The sequence below is a fragment of the Streptomyces sp. NPDC057565 genome, assembly GCF_042801455.1.
In the GTDB taxonomy this organism is placed as follows: domain Bacteria; phylum Actinomycetota; class Actinomycetes; order Streptomycetales; family Streptomycetaceae; genus Streptomyces; species Streptomyces yanii.
The window spans coordinates 1-26,716 of record NZ_JBHVFU010000018.1 but is presented as its reverse complement, the minus strand read 5'-3'; the positions used below and the strand labels follow the sequence as shown (position 1 = coordinate 26,716).

Annotated in this window: 23 protein-coding genes; 13 read left to right on the top strand and 10 right to left on the bottom strand. The window is 71.2% G+C overall.

Features of this window, described 5'->3' with window-relative positions; genetic code table 11:
* Window positions 1-62: 62 nt before the first annotated feature.
* The 3 genes from ACFU8W_RS27445 to mce form a co-directional block, all read right to left on the bottom strand.
* Window positions 63-1,001 carry a cellulose-binding protein gene (locus tag ACFU8W_RS27445; protein WP_345510284.1) on the bottom strand — a complete coding sequence of 313 codons (939 nt, stop codon included), beginning with the start codon at window positions 999-1,001 and terminating at the stop codon, window positions 63-65.
* Between the two features lie 185 nt (window positions 1,002-1,186).
* Complete coding sequence (gene scy, locus ACFU8W_RS27440) at window positions 1,187-5,014, bottom strand: polarized growth protein Scy (protein ID WP_384042354.1); 3,828 nt, start codon at window positions 5,012-5,014, stop codon at window positions 1,187-1,189.
* A gap of 165 nt (window positions 5,015-5,179) precedes the next feature.
* On the bottom strand, window positions 5,180-5,608 hold the full coding sequence (gene mce, locus ACFU8W_RS27435) for a methylmalonyl-CoA epimerase (protein ID WP_384042351.1): 429 nt from the start codon (window positions 5,606-5,608) through the stop codon (window positions 5,180-5,182).
* A 135-nt stretch (window positions 5,609-5,743) separates the two neighbouring features.
* Here mce and ACFU8W_RS27430 point away from each other — a divergent pair, with 135 nt between their 5' ends.
* The 4 genes from ACFU8W_RS27430 (at window position 5,744) to ACFU8W_RS27415 (ending at window position 12,841) form a co-directional block, all read left to right on the top strand.
* Entirely contained in the window at window positions 5,744-6,946 is a 1,203-nt protein-coding gene (locus ACFU8W_RS27430; RefSeq protein ID WP_345510280.1) for an acetyl-CoA C-acetyltransferase, read from the top strand.
* A gap of 41 nt (window positions 6,947-6,987) precedes the next feature.
* On the top strand, window positions 6,988-7,947 hold the full coding sequence (meaB, locus tag ACFU8W_RS27425) for a methylmalonyl Co-A mutase-associated GTPase MeaB (RefSeq protein WP_266981398.1): 960 nt from the start codon (window positions 6,988-6,990) through the stop codon (window positions 7,945-7,947).
* 168 nt (window positions 7,948-8,115) lie between these two features.
* Entirely contained in the window at window positions 8,116-10,602 is a 2,487-nt protein-coding gene (locus ACFU8W_RS27420) for a protein kinase (RefSeq protein ID WP_384042346.1), read from the top strand.
* A gap of 13 nt (window positions 10,603-10,615) precedes the next feature.
* Window positions 10,616-12,841: a protein kinase gene (locus ACFU8W_RS27415; RefSeq protein WP_384042343.1), complete on the top strand. Its 2,226-nt coding sequence runs from the start codon at window positions 10,616-10,618 to the stop codon at window positions 12,839-12,841.
* Between the two features lie 32 nt (window positions 12,842-12,873).
* Here ACFU8W_RS27415 and ACFU8W_RS27410 read toward each other — a convergent pair whose 3' ends face one another.
* Complete coding sequence (locus ACFU8W_RS27410) at window positions 12,874-13,491, bottom strand: PepSY domain-containing protein (RefSeq protein WP_384042340.1); 618 nt, start codon at window positions 13,489-13,491, stop codon at window positions 12,874-12,876.
* Window positions 13,492-13,611: 120 nt separating this feature from the next.
* On the opposite strand from ACFU8W_RS27410, the gene ACFU8W_RS27405 reads away from it, so the two are divergent.
* Together ACFU8W_RS27405 and ACFU8W_RS27400 are read left to right on the top strand one after the other, a co-directional pair.
* Window positions 13,612-14,271, top strand: coding sequence for a response regulator transcription factor (locus ACFU8W_RS27405; RefSeq protein WP_345510276.1), 660 nt, complete (start codon window positions 13,612-13,614; stop codon window positions 14,269-14,271).
* The gene (locus ACFU8W_RS27400) at window positions 14,268-15,758 is read left to right on the top strand and encodes a sensor histidine kinase (protein WP_384042336.1); all 1,491 of its coding nucleotides are present in this window, start codon (window positions 14,268-14,270) and stop codon (window positions 15,756-15,758) included. The genes ACFU8W_RS27405 and ACFU8W_RS27400 overlap by 4 nt, the downstream gene beginning before the upstream one ends.
* A 92-nt stretch (window positions 15,759-15,850) precedes the next feature.
* Here the strand turns inward: ACFU8W_RS27400 and ACFU8W_RS27395 are convergent, their stop codons facing one another.
* The 4 genes from ACFU8W_RS27395 to ACFU8W_RS27380 form a co-directional block, all read right to left on the bottom strand.
* Window positions 15,851-16,327 carry a MarR family transcriptional regulator gene (locus ACFU8W_RS27395; protein WP_327244300.1) on the bottom strand — a complete coding sequence of 159 codons (477 nt, stop codon included), beginning with the start codon at window positions 16,325-16,327 and terminating at the stop codon, window positions 15,851-15,853.
* Between the two features lie 138 nt (window positions 16,328-16,465).
* On the bottom strand, window positions 16,466-17,233 hold the full coding sequence (locus ACFU8W_RS27390) for an AIM24 family protein (RefSeq protein ID WP_327244299.1): 768 nt from the start codon (window positions 17,231-17,233) through the stop codon (window positions 16,466-16,468).
* Window positions 17,230-17,880 carry an AIM24 family protein gene (locus tag ACFU8W_RS27385; RefSeq protein ID WP_384042328.1) on the bottom strand — a complete coding sequence of 217 codons (651 nt, stop codon included), beginning with the start codon at window positions 17,878-17,880 and terminating at the stop codon, window positions 17,230-17,232. The genes ACFU8W_RS27390 and ACFU8W_RS27385 overlap by 4 nt, the downstream gene beginning before the upstream one ends.
* Window positions 17,880-18,512 (bottom strand): AIM24 family protein, encoded by a 633-nt coding sequence (locus tag ACFU8W_RS27380; protein WP_345510593.1) that lies wholly within the window; start codon window positions 18,510-18,512, stop codon window positions 17,880-17,882. Before ACFU8W_RS27380 ends, ACFU8W_RS27385 begins: the two co-directional genes overlap by 1 nt.
* 211 nt (window positions 18,513-18,723) lie before the next feature.
* Between ACFU8W_RS27380 and ACFU8W_RS27375 the strand changes: the two genes are divergently transcribed.
* Both ACFU8W_RS27375 and ACFU8W_RS27370 read left to right on the top strand, forming a co-directional pair.
* Complete coding sequence (locus ACFU8W_RS27375; protein WP_327244297.1) at window positions 18,724-19,074, top strand: DUF3817 domain-containing protein; 351 nt, start codon at window positions 18,724-18,726, stop codon at window positions 19,072-19,074.
* Window positions 19,071-19,364 carry an MTH1187 family thiamine-binding protein gene (locus tag ACFU8W_RS27370; protein ID WP_030971479.1) on the top strand — a complete coding sequence of 98 codons (294 nt, stop codon included), beginning with the start codon at window positions 19,071-19,073 and terminating at the stop codon, window positions 19,362-19,364. The genes ACFU8W_RS27375 and ACFU8W_RS27370 overlap by 4 nt, the downstream gene beginning before the upstream one ends.
* Before the next feature lie 55 nt (window positions 19,365-19,419).
* Here ACFU8W_RS27370 and ACFU8W_RS27365 read toward each other — a convergent pair whose 3' ends face one another.
* Complete coding sequence (locus tag ACFU8W_RS27365; protein ID WP_327244296.1) at window positions 19,420-20,418, bottom strand: DUF5937 family protein; 999 nt, start codon at window positions 20,416-20,418, stop codon at window positions 19,420-19,422.
* Between the two features lie 74 nt (window positions 20,419-20,492).
* On the opposite strand from ACFU8W_RS27365, the gene ACFU8W_RS27360 reads away from it, so the two are divergent.
* From ACFU8W_RS27360 to ACFU8W_RS27345, 4 genes are all read left to right on the top strand, one after another.
* On the top strand, window positions 20,493-21,974 hold the full coding sequence (locus ACFU8W_RS27360; protein ID WP_384042323.1) for an MFS transporter: 1,482 nt from the start codon (window positions 20,493-20,495) through the stop codon (window positions 21,972-21,974).
* A gap of 10 nt (window positions 21,975-21,984) precedes the next feature.
* The gene (locus tag ACFU8W_RS27355; protein ID WP_384042320.1) at window positions 21,985-22,494 is read left to right on the top strand and encodes a MarR family winged helix-turn-helix transcriptional regulator; all 510 of its coding nucleotides are present in this window, start codon (window positions 21,985-21,987) and stop codon (window positions 22,492-22,494) included.
* 62 nt (window positions 22,495-22,556) lie between these two features.
* Complete coding sequence (locus tag ACFU8W_RS27350; RefSeq protein WP_037689368.1) at window positions 22,557-22,889, top strand: DUF3817 domain-containing protein; 333 nt, start codon at window positions 22,557-22,559, stop codon at window positions 22,887-22,889.
* Window positions 22,890-22,964: 75 nt separating this feature from the next.
* Window positions 22,965-24,665, top strand: coding sequence for a methylmalonyl-CoA mutase family protein (locus ACFU8W_RS27345; RefSeq protein ID WP_345510269.1), 1,701 nt, complete (start codon window positions 22,965-22,967; stop codon window positions 24,663-24,665).
* A 19-nt stretch (window positions 24,666-24,684) separates the two neighbouring features.
* Here the strand turns inward: ACFU8W_RS27345 and ACFU8W_RS27340 are convergent, their stop codons facing one another.
* Complete coding sequence (locus tag ACFU8W_RS27340) at window positions 24,685-25,314, bottom strand: TetR/AcrR family transcriptional regulator (RefSeq protein ID WP_384042316.1); 630 nt, start codon at window positions 25,312-25,314, stop codon at window positions 24,685-24,687.
* Window positions 25,315-25,632: 318 nt separating this feature from the next.
* Here ACFU8W_RS27340 and ACFU8W_RS27335 point away from each other — a divergent pair, with 318 nt between their 5' ends.
* Window positions 25,633-26,610 (top strand): tetratricopeptide repeat protein, encoded by a 978-nt coding sequence (locus ACFU8W_RS27335; RefSeq protein ID WP_384042313.1) that lies wholly within the window; start codon window positions 25,633-25,635, stop codon window positions 26,608-26,610.
* The last annotated feature ends 106 nt before the right edge of the window (window positions 26,611-26,716 follow it).

Below are 26,716 nucleotides of genomic sequence, written 5' to 3'. Positions count from 1 at the left end.
GCCCGGCGCCACCACAAGGGCGGAACCGGGCGCGCAAAAGGTACAGCTGAGGTACCGAGGCGTCAGCGGGTCTGCTGAGCCGGGACACCACGGGTGACGGGCTCGTCGTCCACCGGCGAACCGGCGGCGGCCACCGCGGCACCGGTCAGCGTCGCCAGCATCTCGCGGACGTTGGTCAGCTGCGCGTTGATGGAGTCGCGGCGGTTGGTGAGCGCCGCCAGCTCGCGCTCCGATTCGCTGCGGATCCGGTCGGCCTTGGCGTTCGCGTCGGCCACGATGTCCTCGGACTGGCGCTGCGCGGTCTCCACGGTCTGACGCGCCCGGCGCTCGGCGTCCGTACGGAGCTTCTCGGCCTCCAGGCGGAGCTGCTCGGCGCGGTGCTCGATCTCGGCGAGGCGCTTCTCGGCCTTGGCCTGACGGGACGCGAGGTCGCGCTCCGACTGGTCGCGGCGCTTGGCCAGGTTGGTCTCGAAGTCCGCGGCGGCCTGGGCGGCCTTGGCGCGGGTCTCCTCGAAGAGGGCGTCGGCCTCCTCGCGCTTCTGCGCCGCGTCCTTCTGGGCCTCGGTACGCAGCGCGTTGGCCTCACCCTTGGACTTCTCGACGATGCGGACGCCCTCGTCCTCGGCCTTCGCCTTGCGCTCGGCGGCGAACGACTCGGCGTCGTTGCGCACCTGCTGGGCGGCCGACTCGGCGAGCTCGCGGTGCTGCTCCGCGGCGCGACGGGCCTCCTCGCGCAGGTCCTTCGCCTCCTCCTCGGCGAGGCGGAGAATCTTCTCCACACGCGCACCGAGACCCGCGTACGACGGCTCTGCGTCGTTCACCTGGGCCTGGGCGTTCTGCGTTTCGAGGTGGAGCTCCTCGATGCGCTTTTCCAGAGACGTGATGCGGGTCAGAGCGCTATCACGGTCGGCGACCAGCTTGGTAATGCGGTCATCCACCTGACCGCGGTCGTAACCACGCCGCACGAGCTCGAAGCCGAAGGGGGAGGAAGGGTCACTCATGGGGTTCCTGTCGAAGTAAGACCGGTGAGATGATAGAGGGAATCCTAGGGGCCCGGGCGGCGTGTCATCGAGTGGATGCCCGTTTGATCTGGAGAATGACACCCCTTTTGAGTGGCTGACCCCCGGAACCCTTGCCACTCGGAGGGTTGAACGTTCTTGTCGCAGCACGTGACACGGTCGGTCGACTACCCATCGGACGACTTGCCACTCGATCGAGTGCCTGCCGAGGCTCCGGCTTTGACACCGGTGGACCCGCCACCCGCACCCTTTCCGCCGCCCGTCGGTGCCTCGAAGGACTCCAACGCCTCCAATACGTCCTGGACGCGGGAGATCTCCGTGTTGATGTCCTCGCGCCGGCGCACCAGGACGTCGAGCTCGCGCCGTCCCTCGTCGACCGTCCGCTTCGCCTCCTGCTCGGCGTCGGCCCGCAGCTTCTCGGCCTCGCGGACCATGGTGGCCTTCTTCTGCTCGGCCTCCTTCAGCAGCGACTCGGCCCGCTTGACCGCGGCGATCCGGACCTTGCTCGCCTCCGAATTCGCGTCCGCCAGCAGCTCCTTCGCCTTCGCCGCGGCCTCCTCGCGCTGTTCGGTCGCCGCCTTCATCAGCTTGTCGACGCGCTCGCCCGCCGTCTTCATCTGCTCGGAGGTCTCCCGCCGGGCACGGTCGTGCAGCTGCTCGATCTCGCTCTCCAGACGCGTCCGGAGCTCCTCCGCCCGCTCCCGAATGGCCGTGGCGTCCCGGCGCGCACCGACCAACAGCTCGTCCGCGTCCGTACGCGCCCGCTCCACCAGGGTGTTGCCCTCGACGGTCGCCTCGGACGTGATCCGCATGGCCTCCTTGCGGGCCGCGCCGACCATCGTGTCGGCCTGCTCCTCGGCCTCGGTGGCGGCGCGCAGCGCCTCCTCCTGGGCCTTGTTCATGAGCTGGTCCGCCTGTTCCGCGGCGTCCGCACGGCGCTTCGCCGCCGCCTCGCGCGTCTCGTCGAGCAACCGGTCCGCCTCCGCGCGGGCCTCGCCGCGCAGCTGCTCGGCCGCCGCCTCCGCATCGGTGCGTACCCGCTCCGACTCCTCACGGGTGCGTGCCGCGTGCTCCTGCGCCGAGCCGACAGTGGTCGCCGCCTCCGCGCGCAGCCGCTCCGCCTCGTCGGTCGCCTCACCGAGGAGCCGTTCGGCCCGTTCCGTGGCGTCGCTGACGAGGGTCGTCGCCTGCTCCGTCGCCTCGGTACGGATCCGCTCGCTCTCGCCCGTCGCCTCGCCGACGAGCCGGTCGGCCTGCGTCGCGGCATCCGAACGCATCCGGTTGGCGTCCTCGCGGGCCTCCGCACGGCTGCGGGAGGCATCCTGCTCGGCCGAGGCCAGCGCGTCCGAAGCCTCGGTGCGCATTCGCTGGCTGTACTCCGCGGTGTCCGAGCGCAGCCGATCCGACTCGTTGATCGCGTCGCTGACGGTCCGTTCGGCCATCGCCTTGGCGGCCTCGGCCTCCTCCTGCGCCTCCCGGCGGATCCGGCTCGCGTCCTCGCTCGCCCGCTCCCGCTCCGCGTACGCATCGGCGCGGACCCGGTCCGCCTCCTCCTGCGCCTCGGCCTTCGTCCGCTCCGCCACGTGCTCGGCGGTGGAACGCAGCCCGGCGATCTCCGCCTCGGCCTGCTCCTGGAGCCCGGAGACCGAGTCCCGCACCTGCTGGGCGGTCTGCTCGGCCGCGGAGACCAACTCGGTCGCCCGCGCGTCCGCCTCCTCGACCAGGCGGTGCGCCTCGGCCTGCGCCTCCTCGACCCGCTTGCGGGCGGAGGCGAGCAGCTCCTCGCTCTGCTCGCGGGCGCGCTCGCGCTCCTGGTTCGCCTCGGTGCGCGCCGCGTCGAGGGTCTCCTCCGCCTCGCGGCGGCGCCGGTTCGCCTCCTCCTGCGCGGCGGCCAGCGCCTCGGCGGCCTCGGTGCCCACGCGTTCGGCGGCGGCCGCGGCCTCGGCCCGTACCCGGTCGGCACTGTCCTGGGCCTCGGACTTGAGCCGCTCCGCCTCGGCGGCCGCCTCGCTGCGCAGCCGTACGGCGACGGACTCGCCCTCGGCACGCGACTGCGACGCATCCGCCGCGGCCTCGTCGCGCAGCCGCTCGGCCTCGGTCTCCGCCTGTGTCTGCAGGACGCGCAGCCGCTCGGCGGCCTCCGCGCGCAGTCGCTCGGACTCCTCGTTGGTCTCGCGGCGGATGCGCTCCGCCTCGCCGCGCGCGTCCGTCAGCGTCTGCTCGGCGGCGGTGACCCGGTCCGCGGCCTCGGTGCGCAGCCGGGTCAGCTCGTCGGCGGCCTCGGCCTGGCGGGCGGCGACCGCACGCTCGGTCTCCTCCCGGAGCGCGGCCGCCGCCTCCTCGGCCGCGGCCGTGGTGGACTCCGCCTGCTCCTCGGACTCCGTACGCAGCCGGTCGGCCTCGGCACGGGTCCGCTCCAGCGCCTCCTCGGCCTGGCTGCGCAGGGCCGTGGCGCGCTCGATGGCCTCGGTACGGACCCGGTCGCTCTCGGTGCCCGCGGCGGTCCGCAGTTCCTCGGCGTCCGCCTTCGCCTTGGACAGCAGCTCCTCGGCGGTCTTCGCGCCTTCCTCGATCTGCTGGACGGCCTCGCGGCGGGCCTCGCCCCTGATCCGCTCGCCCTCGGCGACCGCCTCGGAGCGCAGCTGCTCGGCCTCGCCGCGCAGCCTGCGGGCCTCCTCCTGCAGCTCGACGGTCCTGGCCCGGTACTCCTCGGTGTCGTCCTTGGCCGCGCCCTTGAGCTGGTCGGCCTGTTCGGCGGCCTCGCCGTGCAGCCGGTCCGCCTCGGCCTCGGCCTCGCGGCGGATCCGGTCGGCCTCCTCGCTCGCCGCCCTCGTGGTCGACCGCGCGTCCTCGGACGCCTTGGTCAGCACCTCCTCGGCGGTCCTGGCCGCCTTGGCGAGCTGGGCCGCGGTGTCCTCGGCGGCCGCCGTGCGGGCCTTCTCCGTCGCCTCGGACTTGATCCGGTCCGCCTCGGCGCGGGCGTCGGCGAGCGCCTGCTCGGCTTCCGCCTTCAGCGCCTCGGCGTCCTTCGTGGCCTCGCCGACCAGCCGGGCGATCTCCGACTTGGCCGTACGGGTGCGCTGCTCGTTCTGCGACTCGGCGCCGGCCAGCCGCTTGACCGCGGCCTCCTTCGCCTCGGCGAGGACCTTTTCCGCCTCCAGGCGGGCCTCGCGCAGCTGCGTCTCGGCCTCCTGCATGCGCTGCTCGGCGGCCCGGTTCAGCTCGGCCGTCTGCTGCCGGGTCTGTTCGGTCTCCGCGGTCGTGGACGTACGCAGCTGTTCGGCGTGGCTGGTGGCCTCCTGCGCCTGGCTGGAGGCGGCGCCCAGCAGCCGCTCGGCGTCCTTGCGGGCGCGCAGCAGGATCGCTTCGGCCTCGGAACGGGCGGACTCCGCCTCGGAGCCGAGCCGCTGCCGGGTCTCGTCGGCGAGCCGGGCGGCCTCGGCGCGGGCGCCCGCCAGGGACTGCTCGGCCTCGGCCCGGGACTCGTCGAGCAGCCTGCGGGCCTGGGACTCGGTCCTGGCCCGGAGCTGCTCGGCCCAGGCGACGTTCTCGTTGACATGCGACTCGACGGTCTGGCGGCGCTCCGCCAGCTCCTGGTCGAGGCGCTGCCGTCGCTGCACGGCCTCGTTGTGCAGCTCGGCCTGCAGCCGCGCCTGGTGCTCGGCGTGTTCCTGCAGGATCCGCTGCGTCTGCGCCCGGGCGTCCCGGAGCTCACGCTCGGCATCGGTGCGCAGCTGTTCGGCCTGGATCTGGGCATTACGGAGCAGCTGTTCGGCCTGGTAGCCGATGTCCGCGCTGTCGTAGGCGGGACGGGTCGCGAGATTGCGCCGAGCCTCGTGCAGCTTGGCGCGCAAGACCTCGACCTGGTAACCGAGGTCCTCGGCGTGCTGGACGGCCTTCTCCCGGTCGGTCTTCAGCCGGTCCATCTCGGCTTCGAACCGCGAGAGATGGTCGTCTTCAGCTCGGTGGCTCTCCTGGCGTTCGTAGCCCCGCACTGCGCGGTCCCATCCGTCCCCTGGTCGCAACTCTCCAAACGAGTACCGCTCGCCGGCGAACGGTCCCCCGGGGAATGGTGACAGATCAACGGCTGAGGACGCGGTGCGACCCCGACCCGGCCCCGGCCCGGAACCGCCCACTCTACCGGGCCGGGTATCCGGAGGTCAGTGCTCCGCTCGCGACGTGACCAGTTCGGTGAGAACGCCGTGGCAGTCCTTGGGGTGCAGGAAGGTGATCCGCGACCCCATCGACCCGGTCCTGGGCTCGTCGTAGAGCACCCTGACCCCCTTGGAACGGATGTCCGCGGCGTCCTCGTCGACGTCTGCGGTGCCGAAGGCGATGTGGTGGACCCCTTCACCGTTCTTGGCCAGCCATTTGCCGACGGCGGAGTCCTCGCGGGTGGGTTCCAGGAGCTGGAGGTACGAGGCACCACCGTCCGAGGTCTCGTTGATCTTGAGCATGGCCTCGCGCACGCCCTGCTCCTCGTTGACCTCGGAGTGGAAGACTTCGAAGCCATAGGTCGAGCGGTAGAACTCGACAGTTTTGTCGAGGTCGAAACAGGCGATTCCGATGTGGTCGATTCGCGTCAGCATGGACAACAGTGGAGCGCTCCACCCATGGTTACGCAACGTGCGCGCGATCACACCCGCTGCAGGATGACGGGCGCGGTACCGCTCAGTACATTCGAGTAAACCCTCGTTCACATCTAATCCAAGGGGCCGTGCCTCATGTCTGGAACGACCGGTACCACCTCAGTGATCGTCGCGGGCGCCCGTACGCCCATGGGCCGTCTTCTCGGCTCCCTGAAGAGCTTCTCCGGAGCCGATCTCGGCGGCTTCGCCATCAAGGCCGCGCTGGACCGGGCCGGTATCGGCGGCGACCAGGTCGAGTACGTGATCATGGGCCAGGTGCTCCAGGCCGGGGCGGGGCAGATCCCGGCACGCCAGGCCGCGGTCAAGGCCGGTATCCCGATGAACGTTCCCGCGCTCACCGTCAACAAGGTCTGCCTCTCCGGTCTCGACGCGATCGCCCTGGCCGACCAGTTGATCCGTGCGGGTGAGTTCGACGTCGTCGTCGCCGGCGGCCAGGAGTCCATGACCAACGCCCCGCACCTGCTCCCGAAGTCCCGCGAGGGCTACAAGTACGGCGCGATCGAGATGCTCGACTCGATGGCGTACGACGGTCTGACCGACGCCTACGAGAACATCCCGATGGGCGAGTCCACCGAGAAGCACAACACCCGCCTCGGCCTGAGCCGCGCCGACCAGGACGAGATCGGCGCCCTGTCCCACCAGCGCGCCGCCGCCGCCCAGAAGAACGGTCTCTTCGAGGCCGAGATCACCCCGGTCGAGATCCCGCAGCGCAAGGGCGACCCGATCCTCTTCTCCAAGGACGAGGGCATCCGCGCCGAGACGACCGTCGAGTCCCTCGGCAAGCTCCGGCCCGCCTTCACCAAGGACGGCACGATCACCGCGGGCACCTCCTCGCAGATCTCCGACGGCGCCGCAGCGGTCGTCGTGATGAGCAAGGCCAAGGCCGAGGAGCTGGGCCTGGACTGGATCGCCGAGATCGGCGCCCACGGCAACGTGGCGGGCCCGGACAACTCGCTCCAGTCGCAGCCGTCCAACGCGATCAAGCACGCGCTGAAGAAGGACGGTCTGAGTGTCGAGGACCTCGACCTCATCGAGATCAACGAGGCGTTCGCGGCCGTCGCCGTCCAGTCGATGAAGGACCTCGGCGTCTCCCCGGAAAAGGTGAACGTCAACGGCGGCGCCATCGCGCTCGGCCACCCGATCGGGATGTCCGGCGCCCGCGTGGTGCTGCACCTGGCGCTGGAGCTGAAGCGGCGCGGCGGCGGCACGGGTGCGGCGGCGCTGTGCGGTGGCGGCGGTCAGGGCGACGCGCTGATCATCCGCGTCCCCGGCAAGTAGTCCTCGTAACGCACGCACAGAGTGAACCGAACGGAGCGGTGATGGTGGACGTCCCCACCCTGGTCGAGCAGGCCCGTGAAGGCCGGCCGCGGGCCGTGGCCCGGCTGATCTCCCTGGTGGAGGGGGCGTCACCGCAGCTGCGCGAGGTGATGGCGGCCCTCGCGCCACTGGCCGGCAACGCGTACGTCGTCGGCCTCACCGGTTCACCGGGTGTCGGCAAGTCGACCTCGACGTCGGCGCTCGTCTCGGCATACCGGCGGGCCGGAAAGCGGGTCGGCGTCCTCGCCGTCGACCCGTCGTCGCCGTTCTCCGGCGGCGCGCTCCTCGGCGACCGGGTCCGGATGTCGGAGCACGCCTCCGACCCCGGCGTCTACATCCGCTCCATGGCCACCCGCGGACATCTGGGCGGCCTCGCCTGGTCGGCGCCGCAGGCGATCCGGGTGCTGGACGCGGCGGGCTGCGACGTGATCCTGGTGGAGACGGTCGGCGTCGGCCAGTCGGAGGTGGAGATCGCCTCCCAGGCCGACACCTCGGTGGTGCTCCTCGCGCCCGGCATGGGCGACGGCATCCAGGCGGCGAAGGCCGGAATCCTGGAGATCGGCGACGTGTACGTCGTCAACAAGGCCGACCGGGACGGCGCGGACGCCACCGCGCGCGAGCTCAACCACATGCTGGGGCTCGGGGAGTCGCGCGGCCCCGGCGACTGGCGGCCGCCGATCGTGAAGACGGTCGCTGCCCGGGGCGAGGGCATCGACGAGGTCGTCGAGGCCCTGGAGAAGCACCGGGCGTGGATGGAGGAGCACGGCGTCCTGGCCGAGCGCCGTACGGCGCGCGCGGCCGGCGAGGTCGAGACGATCGCGGTCACCCGACTCCGCGAACGCATCGGCGACCTGCACGGCGACCGCCGCCTCGGCGCCCTGGCCGAACGCATCGTGGCGGGCCGCCTGGACCCGTACGCGGCGGCGGACGAACTGGTGGCGGGGATCACGGGCGAGTCCTGACAGGCAGGTAACGACGGGCGGGGGGCGGCGTGCGGGCTGCCCCCCCGCCCGCTCGCCCTCGTCAGCCGTTCGGGTGAGTCGTCCGCATCGCCGCCCCGTGCGGGCCGTGATCGGCGCATGGCAGGATGCCGTACCGGACGTGTCATGCACACCGGGGGGAAGCGACACATGCTGGGGCCGCTGCGTGAGGACTCGCCCGAACGGATCGGACCGTACGCGATCCGGGCCCGGCTCGGCGCGGGCGGCATGGGGGAGGTCTTCCTCGGGGACCCGGGCGACGGCGGGGATCCCGTTGCTCTCAAGACAGTGCGTCGCGATGTGGCTCAGGACCCCGGCTTCCGTCACCGTTTCCGCCGCGAGATCGCGGTTGCCCGCTCCGTCACCAGCCCCTTCCTCGCTCCGCTGCTCGACGGGGACGCGGACTCCGAAGTGCCCTGGCTGGCCACCGGATACGTGGCCGGGCCGACCCTGTCCGCCGCGATCCGCCGGGCCGGTGCGATGGACGAGGGCGAGGTACGGATGCTCGGCGCCGGGCTCGCCCGCGCGCTCGCGGCCGTCCATGCGGCCGGGGTCGTGCACCGGGATGTGAAGCCCAGCAACGTGATGCTCGCCGAGGACGGTCCGCGGGTCATCGACTTCGGGATCGCACGGGACGGAAGCGCCGCCCCACTGACCACCACCGGCCGGATGGTCGGCAGTCCCTCCTTCATGTCTCCGGAACACGTGGCGGGCAGCGGGCGCGTCACCTTCGCCTCCGATGTCTTCTGTCTCGCTTCCGTGCTCTGCTTCGCCGCCACCGGCCGCGATCCCTTCGGTGACGGGCCGGTCGCCGCCGTGCTGTACCGGGTCAAGTACGTCGAGGCCGATCTCGAAGGCGTGCCGGACGCGCTGCGCGCCGTACTCGCCGACTGCCTGGCCGCCGACCCCGCCGACCGCCCCACCGCTGCCGGACTCGCCGAGCGGCTCGCCCCGGGCGCAGCGCTGCAGTGGCCCGAGCCGGTGCGGCAGCACATCGCCGAGTACGGCAGGGAACTGGCCCGGGTCCGGGCCCTCGACGGACCGCTGCTGCCCGGCTACACGCCGACCGAGGCGGCCACGGGCAGTCGCACCCCCGTTGCTCAACTGCCCACGCAAGGAACCGACTTCGCGCCGGGTCTGCACATGGTGCAGACCCAGGGCCCCGGCCTTGCCCGGCCGGAACGACCCCGACGAGGCCGCCGCGCCCTGATGGTGTCCCTGGCTCTGCTCGTCATCGGGGGCGCGGCGACCGGCGGACTCCTGGCGCTTCGGGACCGCAACGGCGACAACAACACCGCATCCCCGGGCGGCAGTCCGGCGCGGACCACAGTGATGGTCACCGGGGTGGACGACCAGGGCGGCCCGGACGGTTCCGGAACTGTTCCGTACGGCCGGGAGGTCCGCCCGAAGAAGTGGAAGCCCTGGAAGTCCTCGACCGGCAGCAGAGGGCCCTTCGGCTGCGCGGCCAACAGCACGGTCGTGGTCTGCCGCGACACCGCCGGTGCCTATCAGGCCCTGTCCGCGGTGGACGGCCGGAAGCTGTGGAACCTCGACACCCAGGAGGAGGTGGTCGGGGCCGGAGTCAGTCCCACCGGACAGTTCTTCATGCCGTCCGACTCCAGCCGTCCGACCGTGTACGGGGACACGGTGTTCATGGCGAGCGGTGACCGGCTTCTCGCGGTGGACGCGGCCACCGGTGAAACCCGCTGGCAGCAGCGCGCGGGCGGAGCGCACACCATCGAGAGCAGGCCGATTGTCTCCGACGGGCTCGTCTTCGCCTCGACGACCACCACGTCGTACGGGTCCCAACTGGCTGCCTTCGACACGAAGACCGGCGACCCCAAGTGGACCGCGCCCCTCGCCCCGAAGGACATTTCGAAGGCCGAAGCACGCAACTACTGGCCGCTCGCCGCGGTCGAGGGCGTGCTCTACGCGCTGGGCCACGACGGCATCAAGGCGTTCCGGGCCAAGGACGGCAAGGTGCTCGGCCAGGCGAACGTCAACAGGACAGGGGTAGGGGAATGCGAGGACGCCCGCGTGCAGGGCTCCTTCCTCTACTGCTCCACCTTCACCTCCGAACAGAGCGGGAACGACTACACCTACAGCCTCATCGTCCACCGCCTCAGGACTCCGTCGCTCGCCGACGCCGGCCGGCAGGCGGTGGACCCGAAGATGGTCATGTCCCTGAACGCAGGTGGAATCGACGGACGAGTGATCGCCTTCCGCCGTGGTGGGAGGAACATGGGCCTGCCGGACCCGGCTGGCATCCGGCCGGAGATCGTACTGGTGAGTCAGGACAGCGGCCGGGCCCTGGGCCGGTATCCGGTCACCGAGACGTTCTCCGGCGGGCGCCTCAACCCGGTTTCCAGCCCGCTGATCGATGCGGGCACGGTGGTGTGGGCGGACACGTCCACGCTCTACTCGGTGAAGCTGGACAAGGACGGAACACCCGGGAAGCTGCGCCGTACCGCGCTCAAGGGGGCTCCCGGCCCGTCCGTCCCACCGTCCTACGATCTGGCGCAGGACGGCTACTCGTACGGTCTCGACCTCCTTCCCCCCTATGTCGTGCCGGCCGGCGGGGTCGTGCATGTGTTCTTCGACAACGGCACGGCACTCTCCGTGCCGCTGCCGGAATGAGGATGCGTCACCGGTGATCGAACCGCTCCCCGCCGGACCGCTCCGGCACATCGGCCCGTACCGGCTGCTCGGGCTGCTCGGCGCGGGCGGCATGGGCGAGGTGTATCTGGCCCGGCAGAGCGGCGCGCCGGAAGGCCGGCTCGTCGCGCTGAAGACGGTGCGGGTCGATCTCGACCTCGACGACGGCTTCCGGACCCGGTTCCGCCGGGAGATCGACACGGCGGGCGCGGTACGCAGCGCGTACACCGCGACGCTCGTCGGCGGCGACGCGTCGGGGCGGCAGCCCTGGCTGGCCACCGAGTATGTCCCCGGGCCCTCGCTTGCCGAGGCCGTCACCCGCGGCGGCCCGCTGCCCGAGCCGGTGGTCCGGGCCATGGGCGCCGATCTGGCCCGCGCCCTCGCCGACATGCATGCCGTGCGCGTCCTCCACCGCGACCTCAAGCCCGGCAATGTCCTGCTCGGCCCGGACGGGCCGAAGGTGATCGACTTCGGGATCGCCCAGGCCTTCGACGCCACTCAGCTCACCCGGACCGGCGTCGTGGTCGGCAGCCCCGGCTACATCTCGCCGGAGCACGTCAACGGCTCCCGGGCACTCGTGCCCGCCTCGGACGTGTTCTGTCTGGGGGCGGTGCTCGCCTTCGCGGCCAGTGGACGGGGGCCCTTCGACGACTCGGACATGGCAGCGGTGATTTTCCGGATCGCCCAGGGCGAGGCCGAACTCTCCGGTGTACCGGCGCAGTTGCGTGAACTGATCGCCCAGTGCCTGCATGCGCGCCCCGAGGACCGCCCGACGCCGGGGGAGCTGGCCGGACTGCTGCTCCACGGGCAGCCGCCGACCTCGTCCTTCCCTTGGACAGGAGGGGTGCGGGAGCAGCTGGCCGGGTACGAGCAGGCGGCCCGGGACTGCCTCGCCGCGGCCCCGCCCATGGCCGTCGTGCCCCCGGTCCCTGACCGGCCGCCGACACCGGTGCCCCTTTCCGGGGCCGTCCCGGGGCGCGGCCGTCGCCGCAGGGCGCCCCCGGTGGCGCTGGCGGCCGTTGCGGTGACGGCGTGTCTGCTCCTCGGTCATGTGCTGTGGCCCGGTCTCTTCCCGCCGGACAAGGGCACCGGGGGCGGTTCGGGTGCCACCGGTCCCACGGCCGGTCCGTCCCCGGCGGCCGCGCGCAGCACGGTACGGGCGATTCCGCGGGCCGACGGCGGCCGTACCGGTGACTTCGGCGAGGCTGCCACCGATTCCTCCGTCCGGCCTGCCGGCTGGAAGGCGTGGAAGTCCACGGTCGACGGGGTCGAAGGCGGGTGCAGCTTCGCCGAGTCGACACTGCTGTGCGCGGGCAGCAAGGGCGTCACCGCACTCGACGCGTCCGACGGAACCAGGCGCTGGCAGGCCCCGAAGGGGCGGGCGGGGGCAACCGGTTCGGCCGTGGCCGGGTTCGCCTCCGGGACGGTGTACGCCTTTGTCGGCCAGGCGCTGGTCGCCTACCGGATCACGGACGGCCGGGAGTTGTGGCGCTCGGCGCTGCCCGACGGCGCCGTGGGCGCAGGTGCTGTCCAGGACGGCGACATTCTGTACTACGTCGCCCGGGCCAAGGGCGGTGGAACGGGCAAACTGATCGCCCGCCGGCTGACCGGCGACCGCGGCGAGCTGTGGAGCCTGGACCTGGCCGACGCGCGGTTCGGTCTCCTCGCCGACGACGGACGGCTGGTCGTGGTGGGCAACGACACCCGGATCATCGACGGGGTGAAGGGGACCGTGGAACAGCGGCTCACGGCCGCCGACTTCCCCTGCCGGGGGCCGGTACTGAGAGGCCGGCGGCTGGTCTGCCGGGGAGCGACCGGGCTGCTCGTCATGGACGATGTGACCCGGCCCGGGCAGACCCGCACACTCGCCGAAGAGATCACGCCCGCCCACCCGCCGGCCCTGGTCGGCGACGACACCGTGGTGGTCTCCGACAACGAGCACGCGTACGCCTACGGGCTGACCGACGGACAGCGGAAATGGACGACGTACGAGGACCTCAGCGAGTTGGGTGGCGAACCGTCCCTTGCGGGTTCTCAGGTGCTGATTGCCGGGCGCACCGGAGTGGGTGCCTTCGGCCCGGCCGACGGCGAGTCGGCGAACGTCAAGTCGTACACCGGGTGGCCCGACGCCGGACCGGGCGTGCCGGATCTGCTCGCCGTCGGGGACCTCGTGTTTCTCACCTTCAAGGACGGCACGGTCCTGTCGGGATACGCCCCCTGAGCGACAGGGGCGCAGACGGGGAGAAAGCCGGATCAGTCGTCGTCCCCGTGGCGGCCGTCGTCCGGGCGGTCCGCGGTGACCGCGGCGGTCTTCGCGTCCACGTTCAGCTCGTGACGGTTGCCGTCCTTGCCCGTGATGTCGACCTCCCAGTGCAGCGCGCCGCTCCGGCCGACGGTGTCGTCCAGCTCGATCGAGGTGACCGTGCCCGGCACCGCGCGCAGTGCCGCGTCCACCGCCGCGCCGAGCGGGACCGGCGCCGAGCGGGGGGCGTGCCGGCTGCGGTCGTCGTTGTCGTCGGAGGCGTGCGTGCCGAGTACCTTCGCGCTGCGCGCGTCGACCGTCACGTCGTGCCAGGTCCGGTCGGAGCCGTACACGTCGAGCTCCCAGACGGGCTTGTCGTCCTCGTCGTCCCGCTCGGCCTCGGTGACCGTGCCGGGGACCGCCTTGACGGCTGCCTCTACGGCGTCGTCCAGGCCGACGTGGGCGGTGGCATTGCGGCTGCTGTCGTCGTGGCCGACGTCGGTGGTGGCGCGGCTGCTGTCGTCATGGCTGTCCCGGCCGTGGCCGTCCGCGAAGGCGACGGCCGTGGCGGTCCCGCCGCCGATGAGTACGGCCGCGGTGACGGCGGCGACGACGATCTTGCGCTTCATGTGGGTTCCTCCCCTGTCGGGTGGCCGGTGTGCGATGTCCTCCACACTGCGGCGTCGATGCTGAACGCAGGCTGAAGCCACCTGAAGCCGCCTTCAGGTTCGGTTTGCGACTCTGTGTGTATGCGCCTGTTGATCGTGGAGGACGAGAGACGGCTGGCGATGTCCCTGGCCGGGGGACTCACTGCCGAGGGCTTCGCCGTGGATGTCGTGCACGACGGCCTCGAAGGGCTGCACCGCGCGAGCGAGGGGGTGTACGACCTCGTGGTCCTCGACATCATGCTGCCCGGGATGAATGGCTACCGGGTCTGCGCCGCCCTGCGCGCTGCCGGTCACGAGGTGCCGATCCTGATGCTGACGGCGAAGGACGGGGAATACGACGAGGCGGAGGGGCTCGACACCGGCGCCGACGACTATCTGACCAAGCCGTTCTCGTACGTGGTGCTGGTCGCCCGGATCCGGGCGCTGCTGCGACGCCGCGGCGGTTCCGCCTCGCCCGTGATCGCCGTCGGCGCGCTGCGGATGGACACCGCCGCCCGCCGCGTTCGTCTCGGCGAGGACGAAGTCGCGCTCACGGTCAAGGAGTTCGCCGTGCTGGAGCAACTGGTCCTGCGGGTGGGCCAGGTGGTGAGCAAGGCGGACATCCTGGAACACGTCTGGGACTTCGCGTACGACGGGGACCCGAACATCGTCGAGGTGTACGTCAGCGCACTGCGCCGCAAGCTCGGCGCGGCGTCCATCCGTACGGTGCGGGGCGCCGGCTACCGGCTGGAGGCGCTGTGAGGTCGGTACGGGCCAGGGCCGCGGCCGGCGCGACGGTCGTGGTCGCCGTCGCGCTGATCGGTGCGGGGGTCGCCGTACTCCTCGTGCTGCGTGCCAACCTGACCGATCAGGCGGGCCTGCAGGCGGAGGTGGCGGCCCGGGAGGTTGCCGGGCAGCTGGCCCTCGATGTGCCGTACGGGCGGCTGGACCTGCCCGACGAGGAGGAGCACCCCGTCCAGGTGACCGACGAGGACGGGCGGCTGGTCGCCGCGTCCAAGGACCTGCAGGCGGTCTCCGGGACCGGCACCGACCGGGTCACGCCCAACGCGTTGCCGGCGCCGGGAAGTTCCAGTAGCGGCAGCGGCAGCGACGACGACGGAAGCGGCGACCGCCACGGCGGCGACGACAACCGCGACGACGACGCGCACGCCCCTGCCCGCGGTGAGGTGTCCACCGACGACCCGGACTTCACCAACGGCACCGCCACCGTCGACGGCGACACGGCCGACTACCGCTTCGCCGCCGTCTCCGCGACCACGAGCACCGGCGTGACCCTGACCGTCCACGCGGGCGCCCCGCTCGCCACCGAACAGAAGGCGGTGGGCAGTGTGCGCGCGGCGATGCTGATCGGGCTGCCCGTCATGCTTCTCGTCGTCGCCGCGGTGACCTGGCTGGTGACGAGGCGCGCGCTGCGGCCCGTCGAGGGCATCCGGGCGGAGATGGCCGCGATCACGGCGTCCGAGGACCTGTCCCGGCGGGTGCCGGAGCCCGGTTCGCGCGACGAGATCGCCCGGCTGGCCCGTACCACCAACGAAACCCTGACCGCGCTGGAAGCCTCCGTCGGCCGGCAGCGCCGCTTCGTCGCGGACGCCTCGCACGAGCTGCGCAGCCCGATCGCCTCGCTGCGCACGCAGCTGGAAGTGGGCGCGGCCCATCCGGAGCTGCTGGACCTGCGCGGCGCGGTCGCCGACACCGTGCGACTCCAGGCGCTGGCCGCCGATCTGCTGCTGCTGGCCCGGCTGGACGCGGGGGAGCGGCCGGGGAACACCCCGGTGGACCTGGGAGCTCTGGTCCACGAGGAGGTCTCGCAGCGTACCGGCGACCGGATCCCGGTGGTGATGTCCGTACCGGAGTCGGGGCACCTCGAAGTCTCCGGATCGCGCGGACAGCTGGCGCGTGTGATCGGCAACCTGCTGGACAACGCGGAGCGTCACGCGGAGAGCTCGGTGGCCGTGTCCGTCTTCAGGGATCATGGCAGCGTGGTCGTCGCGGTCACGGACGACGGGGCAGGCGTCCCGGAATCCGAACGCGAGCGCGTCTTCGAACGCTTCGTCCGCCTCGACGACGCCCGGTCCCGGGACGAGGGCGGCGCGGGTCTGGGACTCCCCATCGCGAGGGACGTGGCCCACCGACACGGAGGCACCCTGAGAGCGACCCGAGCCGCAGAGGGCGGCGCCCGCTTCGCACTGCGCCTGCCCGGAAGGGAATCAAGTCCGTCGGGCGACTGAGCCGGAGCCCGCGTCCCCCGTGCAACGCCGCATCCCCGAGCAACACCGCACCCCCGTGCAACGGCGCGCCCCGCACACGCGCCCGGGGCGTGCTACGGCTTGCCCCGCCGCCCCCGCAAGTGCTCCGCAACCGGCGTCAGCGCCGCATGCAGGTCCGCCAGTGCCTCCGGCGTCAAAAGGTCCATGAAGTGCTTGCGCACCGATGCGACATGGTGCGGTGCGACCTTCTGCATCGTCTCCGCGCCCGCCTCCGTGAGCACCGCGAACAGACCGCGCCGGTCGGATTCGCAGTTCTCCCGGCGGACCAGCCCCGCCGTCTCCATGCGGGTGATCTGGTGCGAGAGCCTGCTCTTGGACTGCAGTGTGGCCGCGGCCAGGTCGCTCATCCGCATGCGCTGGTCCTCCGACTCCGAGAGGTTCACCAGGATCTCGTAGTCGTTGTTGGTCAGGCCGAACGGCTGAAGGTCCTTCTCCAGCTGGTGCATCAGCAGCCTGCTGACGTCCAGGTGGGTGCGCCAGGCGCACTGCTCCGCGTCGCTCAGCCACTGGGTGGCTGTCTCGGTCTCCATATGTGGATTCTACCTAAGATGTTGAAAGCCGGACGAAGTGGAGTGCTGTGATGCCCGGCACCGGCCCGGGATTCCGGTTCCGGAAACGGCTCCGGCGCTGGGCGCGGACGTTCGATGTCACACTCCGTAGACTACCGTTCACAAACCGAAGCGACGCTGGAGGTCCCCCAGCTGGCCGGGCAGACGGGGATTGGCGCCGGGTTGACCCGCACCGCCGCCCGGGACCCCTGCCTGCTGCGGCGTCGCCCCCGTCGGCTGCTCCGCCATCAGGACCTCGGTCGACTGGAGCAGCACCGTGCCCGCGCCGACGAACTCGAACTGGTGCTCCTCGCCCGAGGTCCCGCCGATCCCGGTCAGCGACCGGAGACCGCCCATCACGCCCGTCATGTAGCCGTGGTCGTAGTGGTGGCACGGCGAGGGGCAGTCCGCCCAGCCCACCAGGGCCTGCGGATCGACCCGCAGCGGCGGCTCCATGAAGACCACCGGACCGTTGGACGCGGCCACGAACTTCCCCGTACCGATCAGCGTGAGAAAGCCCGGCACGATCGACTGCTTGAGTGCCAGTGTCGGCTGGTACGCGAGGAGGTTGCCGGACCGGATGGTCAGGTTCCCGTCGTCCAGGTCGTACGAGTTGACGTCGAAGGCCCGGTCGGCGAGCAGCATCTTGCCGCTGCCCTCGGCCACCACCCAGTCGCTCGCGTGCAGCGGCGAGTGGAAGCTCGTCCGGATCAGCCGTTCGAAGCGTCCGTGGCCGATGCCGTTGAACTCGATCCGCCCGTAGTAGGCGATCATCTTGCCCTTCTGCAGGAACCACTGGCTCCCCTTGAGCTCCACGCAGAAGGTGTACGCATTGACGTTGTCGTCCGACGGCAGCGTCATCGGGTCAAAGATCACGGGCGTGCTCACAGCTTCTCCTCCGACGCCTGGACGTACACCGCGCCACTGCCGCTCAGTTCCAGCTGGAACGCCTCGCCGGAGCCGCGCCCCACCATGTCGCGCCAGCCGAGCGCGGTGGAGAGCTTGTTGCGTACGTCGCCGTGGTGGGCGACATAGGCCTGCGGGTCCACATGCACCTCGCGGCCCGGCGTGATGGGCAGCTCGATCACCCCGCCGTGAGCCATCACCGCGACCGAGCCATGACCCTTCAGCGTCGTGGTGAACAGGCCCTGCCCGGTCACCTGGCCGCGCACCATGCCCATGACCCCGCCCTGCGACCCCATGAACATCGTGCCCTGTTGCAGCGTCCCGTCGAAGGCGAGCAGCCGGTCGGCCTCCACGTACAGCGTGTCGCCGGCCAGGTTGATGACCTGGATGTGATGGCCGCCGTGGCCGAACATCACCGTGCCGCTGCCTTCGACGGTCATCAGTGGCGTCGCCTCATTGGCCATCCGGCGGCCGATCATCGACATCACGCCGCCCTGGCCGCCCTGGATGTTCGGGGTGAACGACACCTCGCCGCGGTACGCGAGCATCGCGCCGCGCTGGCTGAACATCTTCTGGCCGGGGACCACCGTCGCCTCGACCATCTTCGAGTTGATCTCACGGAACGGCATCAGACATCGCCCCCGATGGTGTTCCGCTCGCTCGGCTGTACGTAGACGAGCCCCTCGCCCTCGAATCTGATCTGGAACGACTCTCCCGAGCCCTCGCCCATCAGCGTCCGGAAGTTGACCCCGGACTGGAAGTGCTGCTGCAGATTGCCCTGGTGGGCGATGTACGCGCCGGGGTCGACGAACAACGGGTACTGGGCGGTCACCCGCAGCACCACGGCCGAACCGTCCGACATGATCGCCGCCTGACCGGTGCCCTCGACGGTGGTGGTGAACAGGCCGTTGCCGGTCGCCCCGCCGCGCAGCCCGGTGAAGGTGGTCCCGGTGCGCAGCCCGGCATCGGTGCAGAGCAGGTTGCTCGCCTCCACGTAGAGCTTCTCGCCGCGCAGTGAGACGAGGTTGATCTCGCTCGCGCGGTCGGCGAAGTAGCAGGTGCCCTGCCCGCTCACCTCCATCACGGTCATCTGCTCGCCGGTCAGCCGACGGGTCACCATGCCGCGGATGCCCTCACCGCCGCCGGACATCTTCTTGAACGCCATCCGGCCGTCGTACGCCACCATCGAGCCGTTCTTCGCCTTGACTGCGTCGCCGGCCAGATCGACGGCGAGCGTCTTGCTGCCTTGCAATCGGAACATTGCCACCCAGTGACGGTAACGGCAGGAGGCCTGGGCCCGACAGGGTCTCTGGGCCTATCCGGACCCTGAGTCCACCCTGATATGCGCCGATACGTTCCCCGGAGTGTCACCGGGCCCCCGCCCCCGGGCCCGGTGGATGCCGATGCCACAATGGGACACGCTTGTGCCTGTATTCACAAGCTGTGACGACCCTCCCACCGAAGGTGCCCTTGTGGACATCAAGACCGCTACCGCCCTGCACCGGCTGCGCCTCATCTCGATTCCCGAGGCGCTCTCCTTCCCCGCGCTGATCATCTTTGGCTCGATCCTCAGCCGCGTCTCGGACATCGACTTCCTGATGATGCCGCTCGGCATCCTGCACGGCGTGCTCTTCGTGATCTACGCCGTCCTGCTGCTGGACGTCTGGTCCAAGACCAAGTGGCCGTTCAAGCGCGTCGCGTTCTTCTTCCTGCTGGCGCTGCTGCCGTTCGGCGGGCTGTACGGCGACAAGGTGCTGAAGCGCTACGAGGCCGACGGCGTCATCGCCGCCCGCGCCCGCCGGGAAGGCGTGGTCAGCGCGTGATCGTCGCCTTCTCCGTCAGCCCGCTGGGGGTCGGCGAGGACGTCGGCGAGTACGTCGCCGACGCCGTCCGGGTCGTCCGCGAGTCGGGCCTGCCCAACCGTACGGACGCCATGTTCACCTCCATCGAGGGTGAGTGGGACGAGGTCATGGACGTCGTCAAGCGCGCGGTCGCGGCCGTCGAGGCCCGTGCCGGACGTGTCTCCCTCGTACTGAAGGCCGATATCCGGCCCGGTGTCACCGACGGGCTGACCTCCAAGGTCGAGACGGTCGAGCGGTACCTCGCCGACTGACGTCCCCCGCCACCACCCGGAGACCCCCCGCGCCGCACGGCGAGGGGGGTCTTTGTCACCCGGGGCGCGTCTCGGGCTCCACCGCCAGTGCGATCCCGAGCGGCGTCCGCTCGTACAGCACCTGGTGCCCGTACCGGCGCGAGGTCAGCAGCCCCGCCGCCCGCAGCACCGACAGATGTTCCGACACGGAGGACGGCGCGAGGCCGAGCCGATGGGCGAGGGCGCTCGTCCCCGCCGGTTCGTCGAGCATGCACAGGAGATCGGCCCGCGCCCGCCCGACCAGCCGCGCGAGCGTCTGCGGCGTACGGTCGGCGGGCTCCGTCCACAGGCCACCGATCCCGCGCGCCGGATAGATCACTGCGGGCTGGTAGGGCGGCTCGTACCCGCTGACCACATCCGGCCAGGCGAAGACGCTCGGCATCAGGACGAGGCCCTGCCCACCGAGCACCCGGGAGTGCCGGCCCCGCATCCCGACGAGCGTGAGCGTCGAGTCCGCCCAGCTCAGCTGGGGACTCAACTCGCCGAGCAGCCGCGCGAAGCCGACCGCGGCGAGCCGGCGCGAGTGGTACGCGATGTCCGCCTCCAGCAACGCGCGCAGCCGCGGCCAGTCCGGCTCGACCAGGACCCGCCACGCCTGTTCCAGAAGCGCGGACAGCTCCCGTTGCGCGCGGGCGGGGTCGTCGAGCATCGCCCGTCCTGCGGGGGAGTCCAGTGCCCCCGGCACACATGCGAGCGTCAGCGCCAGATCCTCACGGACGAGCTCGGGGTCGATGGCGCGTACCCCGGCGATCTCCTCCTCGAACGAGGCATAGGGCCCGAGCGGCGGCGGGCAGAGAAAATCCGGATTGTGTCCGCCCGTCGGCATCAGCGACCAGAGCGGCCCGAGCTCGAGCCCGGTGGCGGCGCTCCGGATGCGCCGCAGCCACGGCTCGTGGTAGCCGTGGTTCCCCGGGCGCAGGAGGGTGCGCACCGCCTGTTGCGTCTCCCAGAGCGGGGAGAGGGCGAACCTGCAGCGCAGCAGATCGCTCTCGTCGAAATGCAGATGGAACGGCATCGGCGCACCTCGCGAAGATTCGGTGTCAGCCGAAAGTTTATGGAGCGCGGGCCGCGCTCCTCCACGCTGCGTCCATGCCGAGCAACAGCCCCGCCCCTGCCGGCGGCCCCCGCGATGCGGTGGACCCCCCGAGCGGCCCTACGGGCCCATCACCCCAGGCACCGTCAGCCGCACGCCGCACAGCGAACGTCGACCCCACGGGAGCGGCGCCGTCCCCGGCCCGGTCCCCGGAGCGCGCCGACCCCATTGACCCGAACCCGTCGCCCGCGCTCCGGACACCGGCTTCCGTCCCGGACCCCGGCACACCCCGCGGCTACCGCGCCGTCTTCGCCGTACGGGAGTTCCGTGCCGTCTTCGCCGCGCACCTGCTCTCCCTCCTCGGCGTCGTCGTCAGCGAGCTCGCGCTCACCGTCCTCGTCTACGACCTCACCGGCTCGCCCCTGCTCAGCGCCCTCACCTTCGCGCTCGGCTTCCTCCCGTACCTCGTCGGCGGCACGCTCTTCGCCGGGGTCGCCGACCGCTACCCCGCCCGCCGGGTCCTGGTCGCCTGCGATTTGATCTGCGCGGGCTGTGTCGCCGTCATGGTGCTGCCCGGCACCCCCGTCGGCGGGCTCCTCGCGCTGCGCTGTCTCGTCGCCTCCGTGTCGCCCGTCTTCACCGGGACGCGTATGGCCGCGCTCACCGACATCCTCGGCGAGGGCGACCTCTATGTACTGGGCCGCTCCCTGCTGCGGATCGTCTCGCAGAGCGCACTGCTGATCGGCTTCGGGGTGGGCGGTGTGCTGCTCGCCGCGGTCTCCGCGCGCGGGGCGATCGCGATCACCGTCGGGACCTTCCTCTGCTCGGCCGCGCTGCTCCGTTTCGGCACCCGCAACCGGCCCGCCCGGAGCGGCCGCGACGGAGGCGGCGCCCTGCTCAAGGACTCGCTCGCCGGAGCCCGTACCGTCCTCGCCGACCGCAGGATCCGCGCGCTGATGCTGCTCTTCTGGCTGCCGGCGATGTTCGTCGTGGCGCCGGAGGCGCTCGCCGCACCGTACGCGGACGAGATCGGTGTCGGTCCGGCCGCGCTCGGACTCCTCATGTGCGCGATGCCGGTCGGTCACATCGGTGCCGAGCTGTACGCGGGCGCCGTGCTCGCCCCGCGCCTGCGCTCCAGGATCGTGCTGCCGGTCGCCGCCGCAGGGCTGCTGCCCCTCGTGCTGTACGGGTTCCGTCCCGGCATGGTTGCGAGCGTCGTCGCGCTCGCGCTGGCCGGGGTGGGGGCGGCGTACGTCATCGGCCTCGACCAGTGGTTCGTCGACGCCGTCCCGGAGGAGCTGCGGGGCCGGGCCATGACCCTGCTCACCGCCGGGCTGATGACGGTCCAGGGCATCGGCATGGCACTCGCCGGGCTCGCCGCCGAATTCGTCCCCGTGCATCAGGTGGTCGCCGGGGCCGCTGTGATCGGTACGGTGTGCACGCTCGTCCTCGTCCGCGAGGTCAGGAGCACGGAACCCGCGCACGGTCCTCGGACCGAAGTTCGAGACGGGGCTGACCGGCATATGACCAGTGGGTAAGGTCGATGCCGTGCCGAAGCCGCTCAGTCTCCCGTTCGATCCCATCGCCCGCGCCGACGAACTCTGGCAGCAGCGCTGGGGGCCTGTCCCCTCGATGGGGGCGATCACCTCGATCATGCGTGCGCAGCAGATCCTGCTCGCCGAGGTCGACGCGGTCGTCAAACCGTACGGGTTGACTTTCGCGCGGTACGAGGCGCTGGTGCTGCTCACCTTCTCCAAGGAGGGTGAGCTGCCGATGTCCAAGATCGGCGAGCGGCTGATGGTCCACCCCACCTCCGTCACGAACACCGTGGACCGGCTGGTCAGGTCCGGGCTGGTCGACAAGCGCCCCAATCCGAACGACGGCCGCGGCACCCTCGCCTCGATCACCGACAAGGGCCGCGAGGTCGTCGAGGGGGCCACCCGGGACCTGGTGGACATGGAGTTCGGGCTCGGGGTGTACGACGCCGAGGAGTGTGCGGAGATCTTCGCGCTGTTGCGCCCACTGCGGATCGCGGCCAAGGACTTCGAGGAGAAGTAGAGGCGCGCGTGACCCCCGGCCCGCTGCAAGATCGCCCCCGGCGCCCGGTTACGCTCGACGTCATGAAACGCAGCGTGCTGACCCGGTACCGGGTGATGGCCTACGTCACCGCCGTCATGTTGCTGGTGCTCTGCACCTGCATGGTCTTCAAGTACGGCTTCGACACCGGTGCGGGGCTGACGCTCGTCGTCTCCCAGATCCACGGTGTGCTGTACATCATCTATCTGATCTTCGCCTTCGACCTGGGCTCCAAGGCGAAGTGGCCGCTCGGCAAGCTCCTCTGGGTGCTGATCTCCGGCACGATCCCGACGGCCGCGTTCTTCGTCGAGCGCAAGGTCGTCCAGGAGGTCGAGCCGCTGATCGCGGACGGCTCCCCGGTGACGGCCAAAGTCTGACCCGAACCGCCCCGTGCGAAGCACCGGGCGGTTTGTCATCGACATTTACTAGGACGTCCTAGTAAATTGGGGTGCATGGACGCTGACGCGATCGAGGAAGGCCGCCGACGCTGGCAGGCCCGTTACGACAAGGCCCGCAAGCGTGACGCGGACTTCACCACGCTCTCCGGGGACCCGGTGGAGCCCGCGTACGGGCCCCGCCCCGGGGACACGTACGAGGGGTTCGAGCGGATCGGCTGGCCCGGTGAGTACCCCTTCACCCGGGGCCTCTACCCGACCGGCTACCGCGGCCGCACCTGGACCATCCGCCAGTTCGCCGGCTTCGGCAACGCCGAGCAGACCAACGAGCGGTACAAGATGATCCTCGCCGCGGGCGGCGGCGGGCTCAGTGTCGCCTTCGACATGCCGACGCTGATGGGCCGCGACTCCGACGAGCCGCGCTCGCTCGGCGAGGTCGGGCACTGCGGTGTCGCCATCGACTCCGCCGCCGACATGGAGGTCCTCTTCAAGGACATCCCGCTCGGCGACGTCACGACGTCCATGACGATCAGCGGACCCGCCGTCCCCGTCTTCTGCATGTACCTGGTCGCCGCCGAGCGCCAGGGCGTCGACCCGGGGGTGCTCAACGGCACGCTCCAGACCGACATCTTCAAGGAGTACATCGCGCAGAAGGAGTGGCTCTTCCAGCCGGAGCCCCATCTGCGCCTCATCGGCGACCTCATGGAGCACTGCGCGCGCGACATCCCCGCGTACAAGCCGCTCTCGGTCTCCGGCTACCACATCCGCGAGGCCGGGGCGACGGCCGCGCAGGAGCTCGCCTACACCCTCGCCGACGGCTTCGGCTATGTGGAGCTCGGCCTCTCCCGGGGGCTCGACGTCGACACCTTCGCCCCCGGTCTCTCCTTCTTCTTCGACGCGCACCTCGACTTCTTCGAGGAGATCGCCAAGTTCCGTGCCGCCCGCCGGATCTGGGCCCGCTGGATGAAGGAGGTGTACGGGGCGAAGACCGACAAGGCGCAGTGGCTCCGCTTCCACACCCAGACCGCCGGGGTCTCGCTCACCGCTCAGCAGCCGTACAACAACGTCGTGCGGACCGCGGTCGAGGCCCTGTCCGCCGTCCTCGGCGGTACCAACTCGCTGCACACCAACGCCCTCGACGAGACCCTCGCGCTCCCGTCCGAGCAGGCGGCGGAGATCGCCCTGCGCACCCAGCAGGTGCTGATGGAGGAGACCGGCGTCGCCAACGTCGCCGACCCGCTGGGCGGTTCGTGGTACGTCGAGCAGCTGACCGACCGGATCGAGGCCGATGCCGAGAAGATCTTCGACCGGATCAAGGAGCGCGGCATCAGGGCGCACCCGGACGGGCAGCACCCCATCGGGCCCATGACCTCCGGCATCCTGCGCGGCATCGAGGACGGCTGGTTCACCGGTGAGATCGCCGAGTCCGCGTTCCGGTACCAGCAGTCGCTGGAGAAGGGCGACAAGCGCGTCGTCGGCGTCAACGTCCACCACGGCTCGGTCACCGGCGATCTGGAGATCCTGCGGGTCAGTCACGAGGTCGAGCGCGAGCAGGTCCGCGAGCTCGCCGTCCGCAAGGCCGCCCGCGACGACGCCCGGGTCCGCGCCTCGCTGGACGCGATGCTGGCCGCCGCCCGCGACGGCTCGAACATGATCGGACCGATGCTGGACGCCGTCAGGGCCGAGGCGACGCTCGGTGAGATCTGCGGGGCCCTGCGGGACGAGTGGGGCACGTACACCGAGCCGCCCGGCTTCTGAGGGCCTCCGGGGCCGCCCGCTACGTGGCGGCTGCCGCGCCCAGCCCCGCAAGCAGCAGAACGGTGAAGCGCCGGGCCCAGTCCTCGTCGACGGGCTCGGCGCTCACCAGCGTCCGGTGCACGACCGCACCGGCGATCACATCGAAGATCAGGTCGGCGGTCGAGGCCGCCGACGCCTCGTCCGGTTCGACGGGCAGCTCGCCGCGCTGCTGCGCCCGTTGCCGTCCCAGCAGCACGAGCCGCTTCTGCCGGTCCACGATCGAATCGCGGATCCGGGTCCGCAGCGCGTCGTCACGGGTCGACTCGGCGACCACGGCCATCAGCGACGTCCTGGTCTCCGGACGGTCCAGCAGCGCCGCGAACTGCAGCACCACGCCCTGCACATCGGCCGACAGGCTGCCCAGGTCCGGCAGTTCCAGTTCGTCGAAGAGGACCGCGACGGCGTCCACGACCAGTTCGTTCTTGCCTGCCCAGCGCCGGTAGAGCGTCGTCTTGGCGACCCCGGCCCGCGTCGCCACATCGCCCATCGTCAGCTTCGACCAGCCGAGGTCGACCAGGGACGCGCGGCAGGCCTCCAGGATCGCCTCATCGGCCGCGGTGCTGCGCGGTCGTCCCGTTCGCGCGGGTTTGGGGTGGCCGTGGCTCAGCATGCCGTGACCATACCCGTCAGTAAGGAGAACCGACCGGTCGCGTTCGCCGTGAGACAGATCACCTGACACTCCTGTGCTGGAGGGGTGCGGGACAGTTACGCTACGGGTCGTAGCGTAAGGACGACGGCCAGGCCGTCGTCACGCCACGAGCGAACGACAACCACAGGCGCCGGGTGGGGACCCGGCGCCGAAAACAGGCCCTTCGAGGGGCATTGGACCGTGCAGGTCCGCGCGTCCCGCACGCCGGCGGGTACCACGGACGGATGCGGTTCCCGGATCGCTTTCCGGAACGGCGTGCCGAGGGGGGAGGATGTACGTATGCAGCCTAGGAACATGTCCATGAGCGGCGTCGTCGACCTCGCCGCGGTGAAGGCGGCCGGCGAGGCCAAGGTGAAGGCGGAGCAGGCCCGTGCCGAGGCCGCCCGGCAGGGTGGCGGCGGTGCCGTCCCCCCGTCCTCCCTGGTGATCGATGTCGATGAGGCGGGCTTCGAGCGCGACGTCCTCCAGCGCTCCGTCGAGGTTCCCGTCGTCATCGACTTCTGGGCCGAGTGGTGCGAGCCGTGCAAGCAACTGGGCCCGCTCCTGGAGCGCCTGGCCCGCGAGTACAACGGCCGCTTCGTGCTGGCCAAGGTCGATGTCGACGCCAACCAGATGCTGATGCAGCAGTTCGGCATCCAGGGCATCCCGGCGGTCTTCGCCGTCGTTGCCGGGCAGGCCCTCCCGCTCTTCCAGGGCGCGGCCCCCGAGACCCAGATCCGGCAGACGCTCGACCAGCTGATCCAGGTCGGTGAGGAGCGGTTCGGGCTCACCGGGATCGCGGTCGACCAGGAAGCCGCCGGCCCGGACGCCGAGCAGGCTCCGGCCGAGGTGCCCGCGGGACCGTACGACGCACTGCTCGAAGCGGCCGTACAGGCGCTGGACGCCAATGACTTCGGCGGCGCCGTCCAGGCGTACAAGAACGTGCTCGTCGACGACCCGGCCAACACCGAGGCCAAGCTCGGCCTCGCCCAGGCCGAACTGCTCGGCCGGGTGCAGGACATGGACCCGCAGCAGGTCCGCAACGACGCCGCCGAGAAGCCCGCCGATGTGGCGGCGCAGATCGCCGCCGCCGATCTGGACCTGGTCGGCGGTCATGTCGAGGATGCCTTCGGGCGCCTCGTCGAGACCGTGCGCCGGAATTTCGGTGACGACCGGGACGTGGCGCGGCTGCGGCTGCTGGAGCTGTTCGACGTCATCGGCCCCGACGATCCGCGTGTCGTCGCGGCCCGCACGGCACTGGCGCGCGTCTTGTTCTGATGTGACAACGCGGCCGTGGGGGCCCCCCCGGGGGCCCCCCCCCGGGCGCCCCCGCCTCCGCGACCGGGAGCCGGGGGCTGAACGCCCCTCCCGGTCCGGCTATTCG

Excerpts from the sequence above, each read along its gene's own strand:
- ACFU8W_RS27385 (WP_384042328.1), bottom strand. The coding sequence starts at position 17,880 with ATGCCGTTCCGTGAGATCAACTCGAAGATGGTCGAGGCGACGGTGGTC.
- ACFU8W_RS27405 (WP_345510276.1), top strand. The coding sequence starts at position 13,612 with ATGCGCCTGTTGATCGTGGAGGACGAGAGACGGCTGGCGATGTCCCTG.
- mce (WP_384042351.1), bottom strand. The coding sequence starts at position 5,608 with ATGCTGACGCGAATCGACCACATCGGAATCGCCTGTTTCGACCTCGAC.
- meaB (WP_266981398.1), top strand. The coding sequence starts at position 6,988 with ATGGTGGACGTCCCCACCCTGGTCGAGCAGGCCCGTGAAGGCCGGCCG.
- ACFU8W_RS27420 (WP_384042346.1), top strand. The coding sequence starts at position 8,116 with ATGCTGGGGCCGCTGCGTGAGGACTCGCCCGAACGGATCGGACCGTAC.
- ACFU8W_RS27380 (WP_345510593.1), bottom strand. The coding sequence starts at position 18,512 with ATGTTCCGATTGCAAGGCAGCAAGACGCTCGCCGTCGATCTGGCCGGC.
- ACFU8W_RS27430 (WP_345510280.1), top strand. The coding sequence starts at position 5,744 with ATGTCTGGAACGACCGGTACCACCTCAGTGATCGTCGCGGGCGCCCGT.
- ACFU8W_RS27340 (WP_384042316.1), bottom strand. The coding sequence starts at position 25,314 with ATGCTGAGCCACGGCCACCCCAAACCCGCGCGAACGGGACGACCGCGC.
- ACFU8W_RS27365 (WP_327244296.1), bottom strand. The coding sequence starts at position 20,418 with ATGCCGTTCCATCTGCATTTCGACGAGAGCGATCTGCTGCGCTGCAGG.
- ACFU8W_RS27395 (WP_327244300.1), bottom strand. The coding sequence starts at position 16,327 with ATGGAGACCGAGACAGCCACCCAGTGGCTGAGCGACGCGGAGCAGTGC.
- ACFU8W_RS27360 (WP_384042323.1), top strand. The coding sequence starts at position 20,493 with ATGCCGAGCAACAGCCCCGCCCCTGCCGGCGGCCCCCGCGATGCGGTG.
- ACFU8W_RS27350 (WP_037689368.1), top strand. The coding sequence starts at position 22,557 with ATGAAACGCAGCGTGCTGACCCGGTACCGGGTGATGGCCTACGTCACC.
- ACFU8W_RS27345 (WP_345510269.1), top strand. The coding sequence starts at position 22,965 with ATGGACGCTGACGCGATCGAGGAAGGCCGCCGACGCTGGCAGGCCCGT.
- ACFU8W_RS27335 (WP_384042313.1), top strand. The coding sequence starts at position 25,633 with ATGCAGCCTAGGAACATGTCCATGAGCGGCGTCGTCGACCTCGCCGCG.
- ACFU8W_RS27410 (WP_384042340.1), bottom strand. The coding sequence starts at position 13,491 with ATGAAGCGCAAGATCGTCGTCGCCGCCGTCACCGCGGCCGTACTCATC.
- ACFU8W_RS27445 (WP_345510284.1), bottom strand. The coding sequence starts at position 1,001 with ATGAGTGACCCTTCCTCCCCCTTCGGCTTCGAGCTCGTGCGGCGTGGT.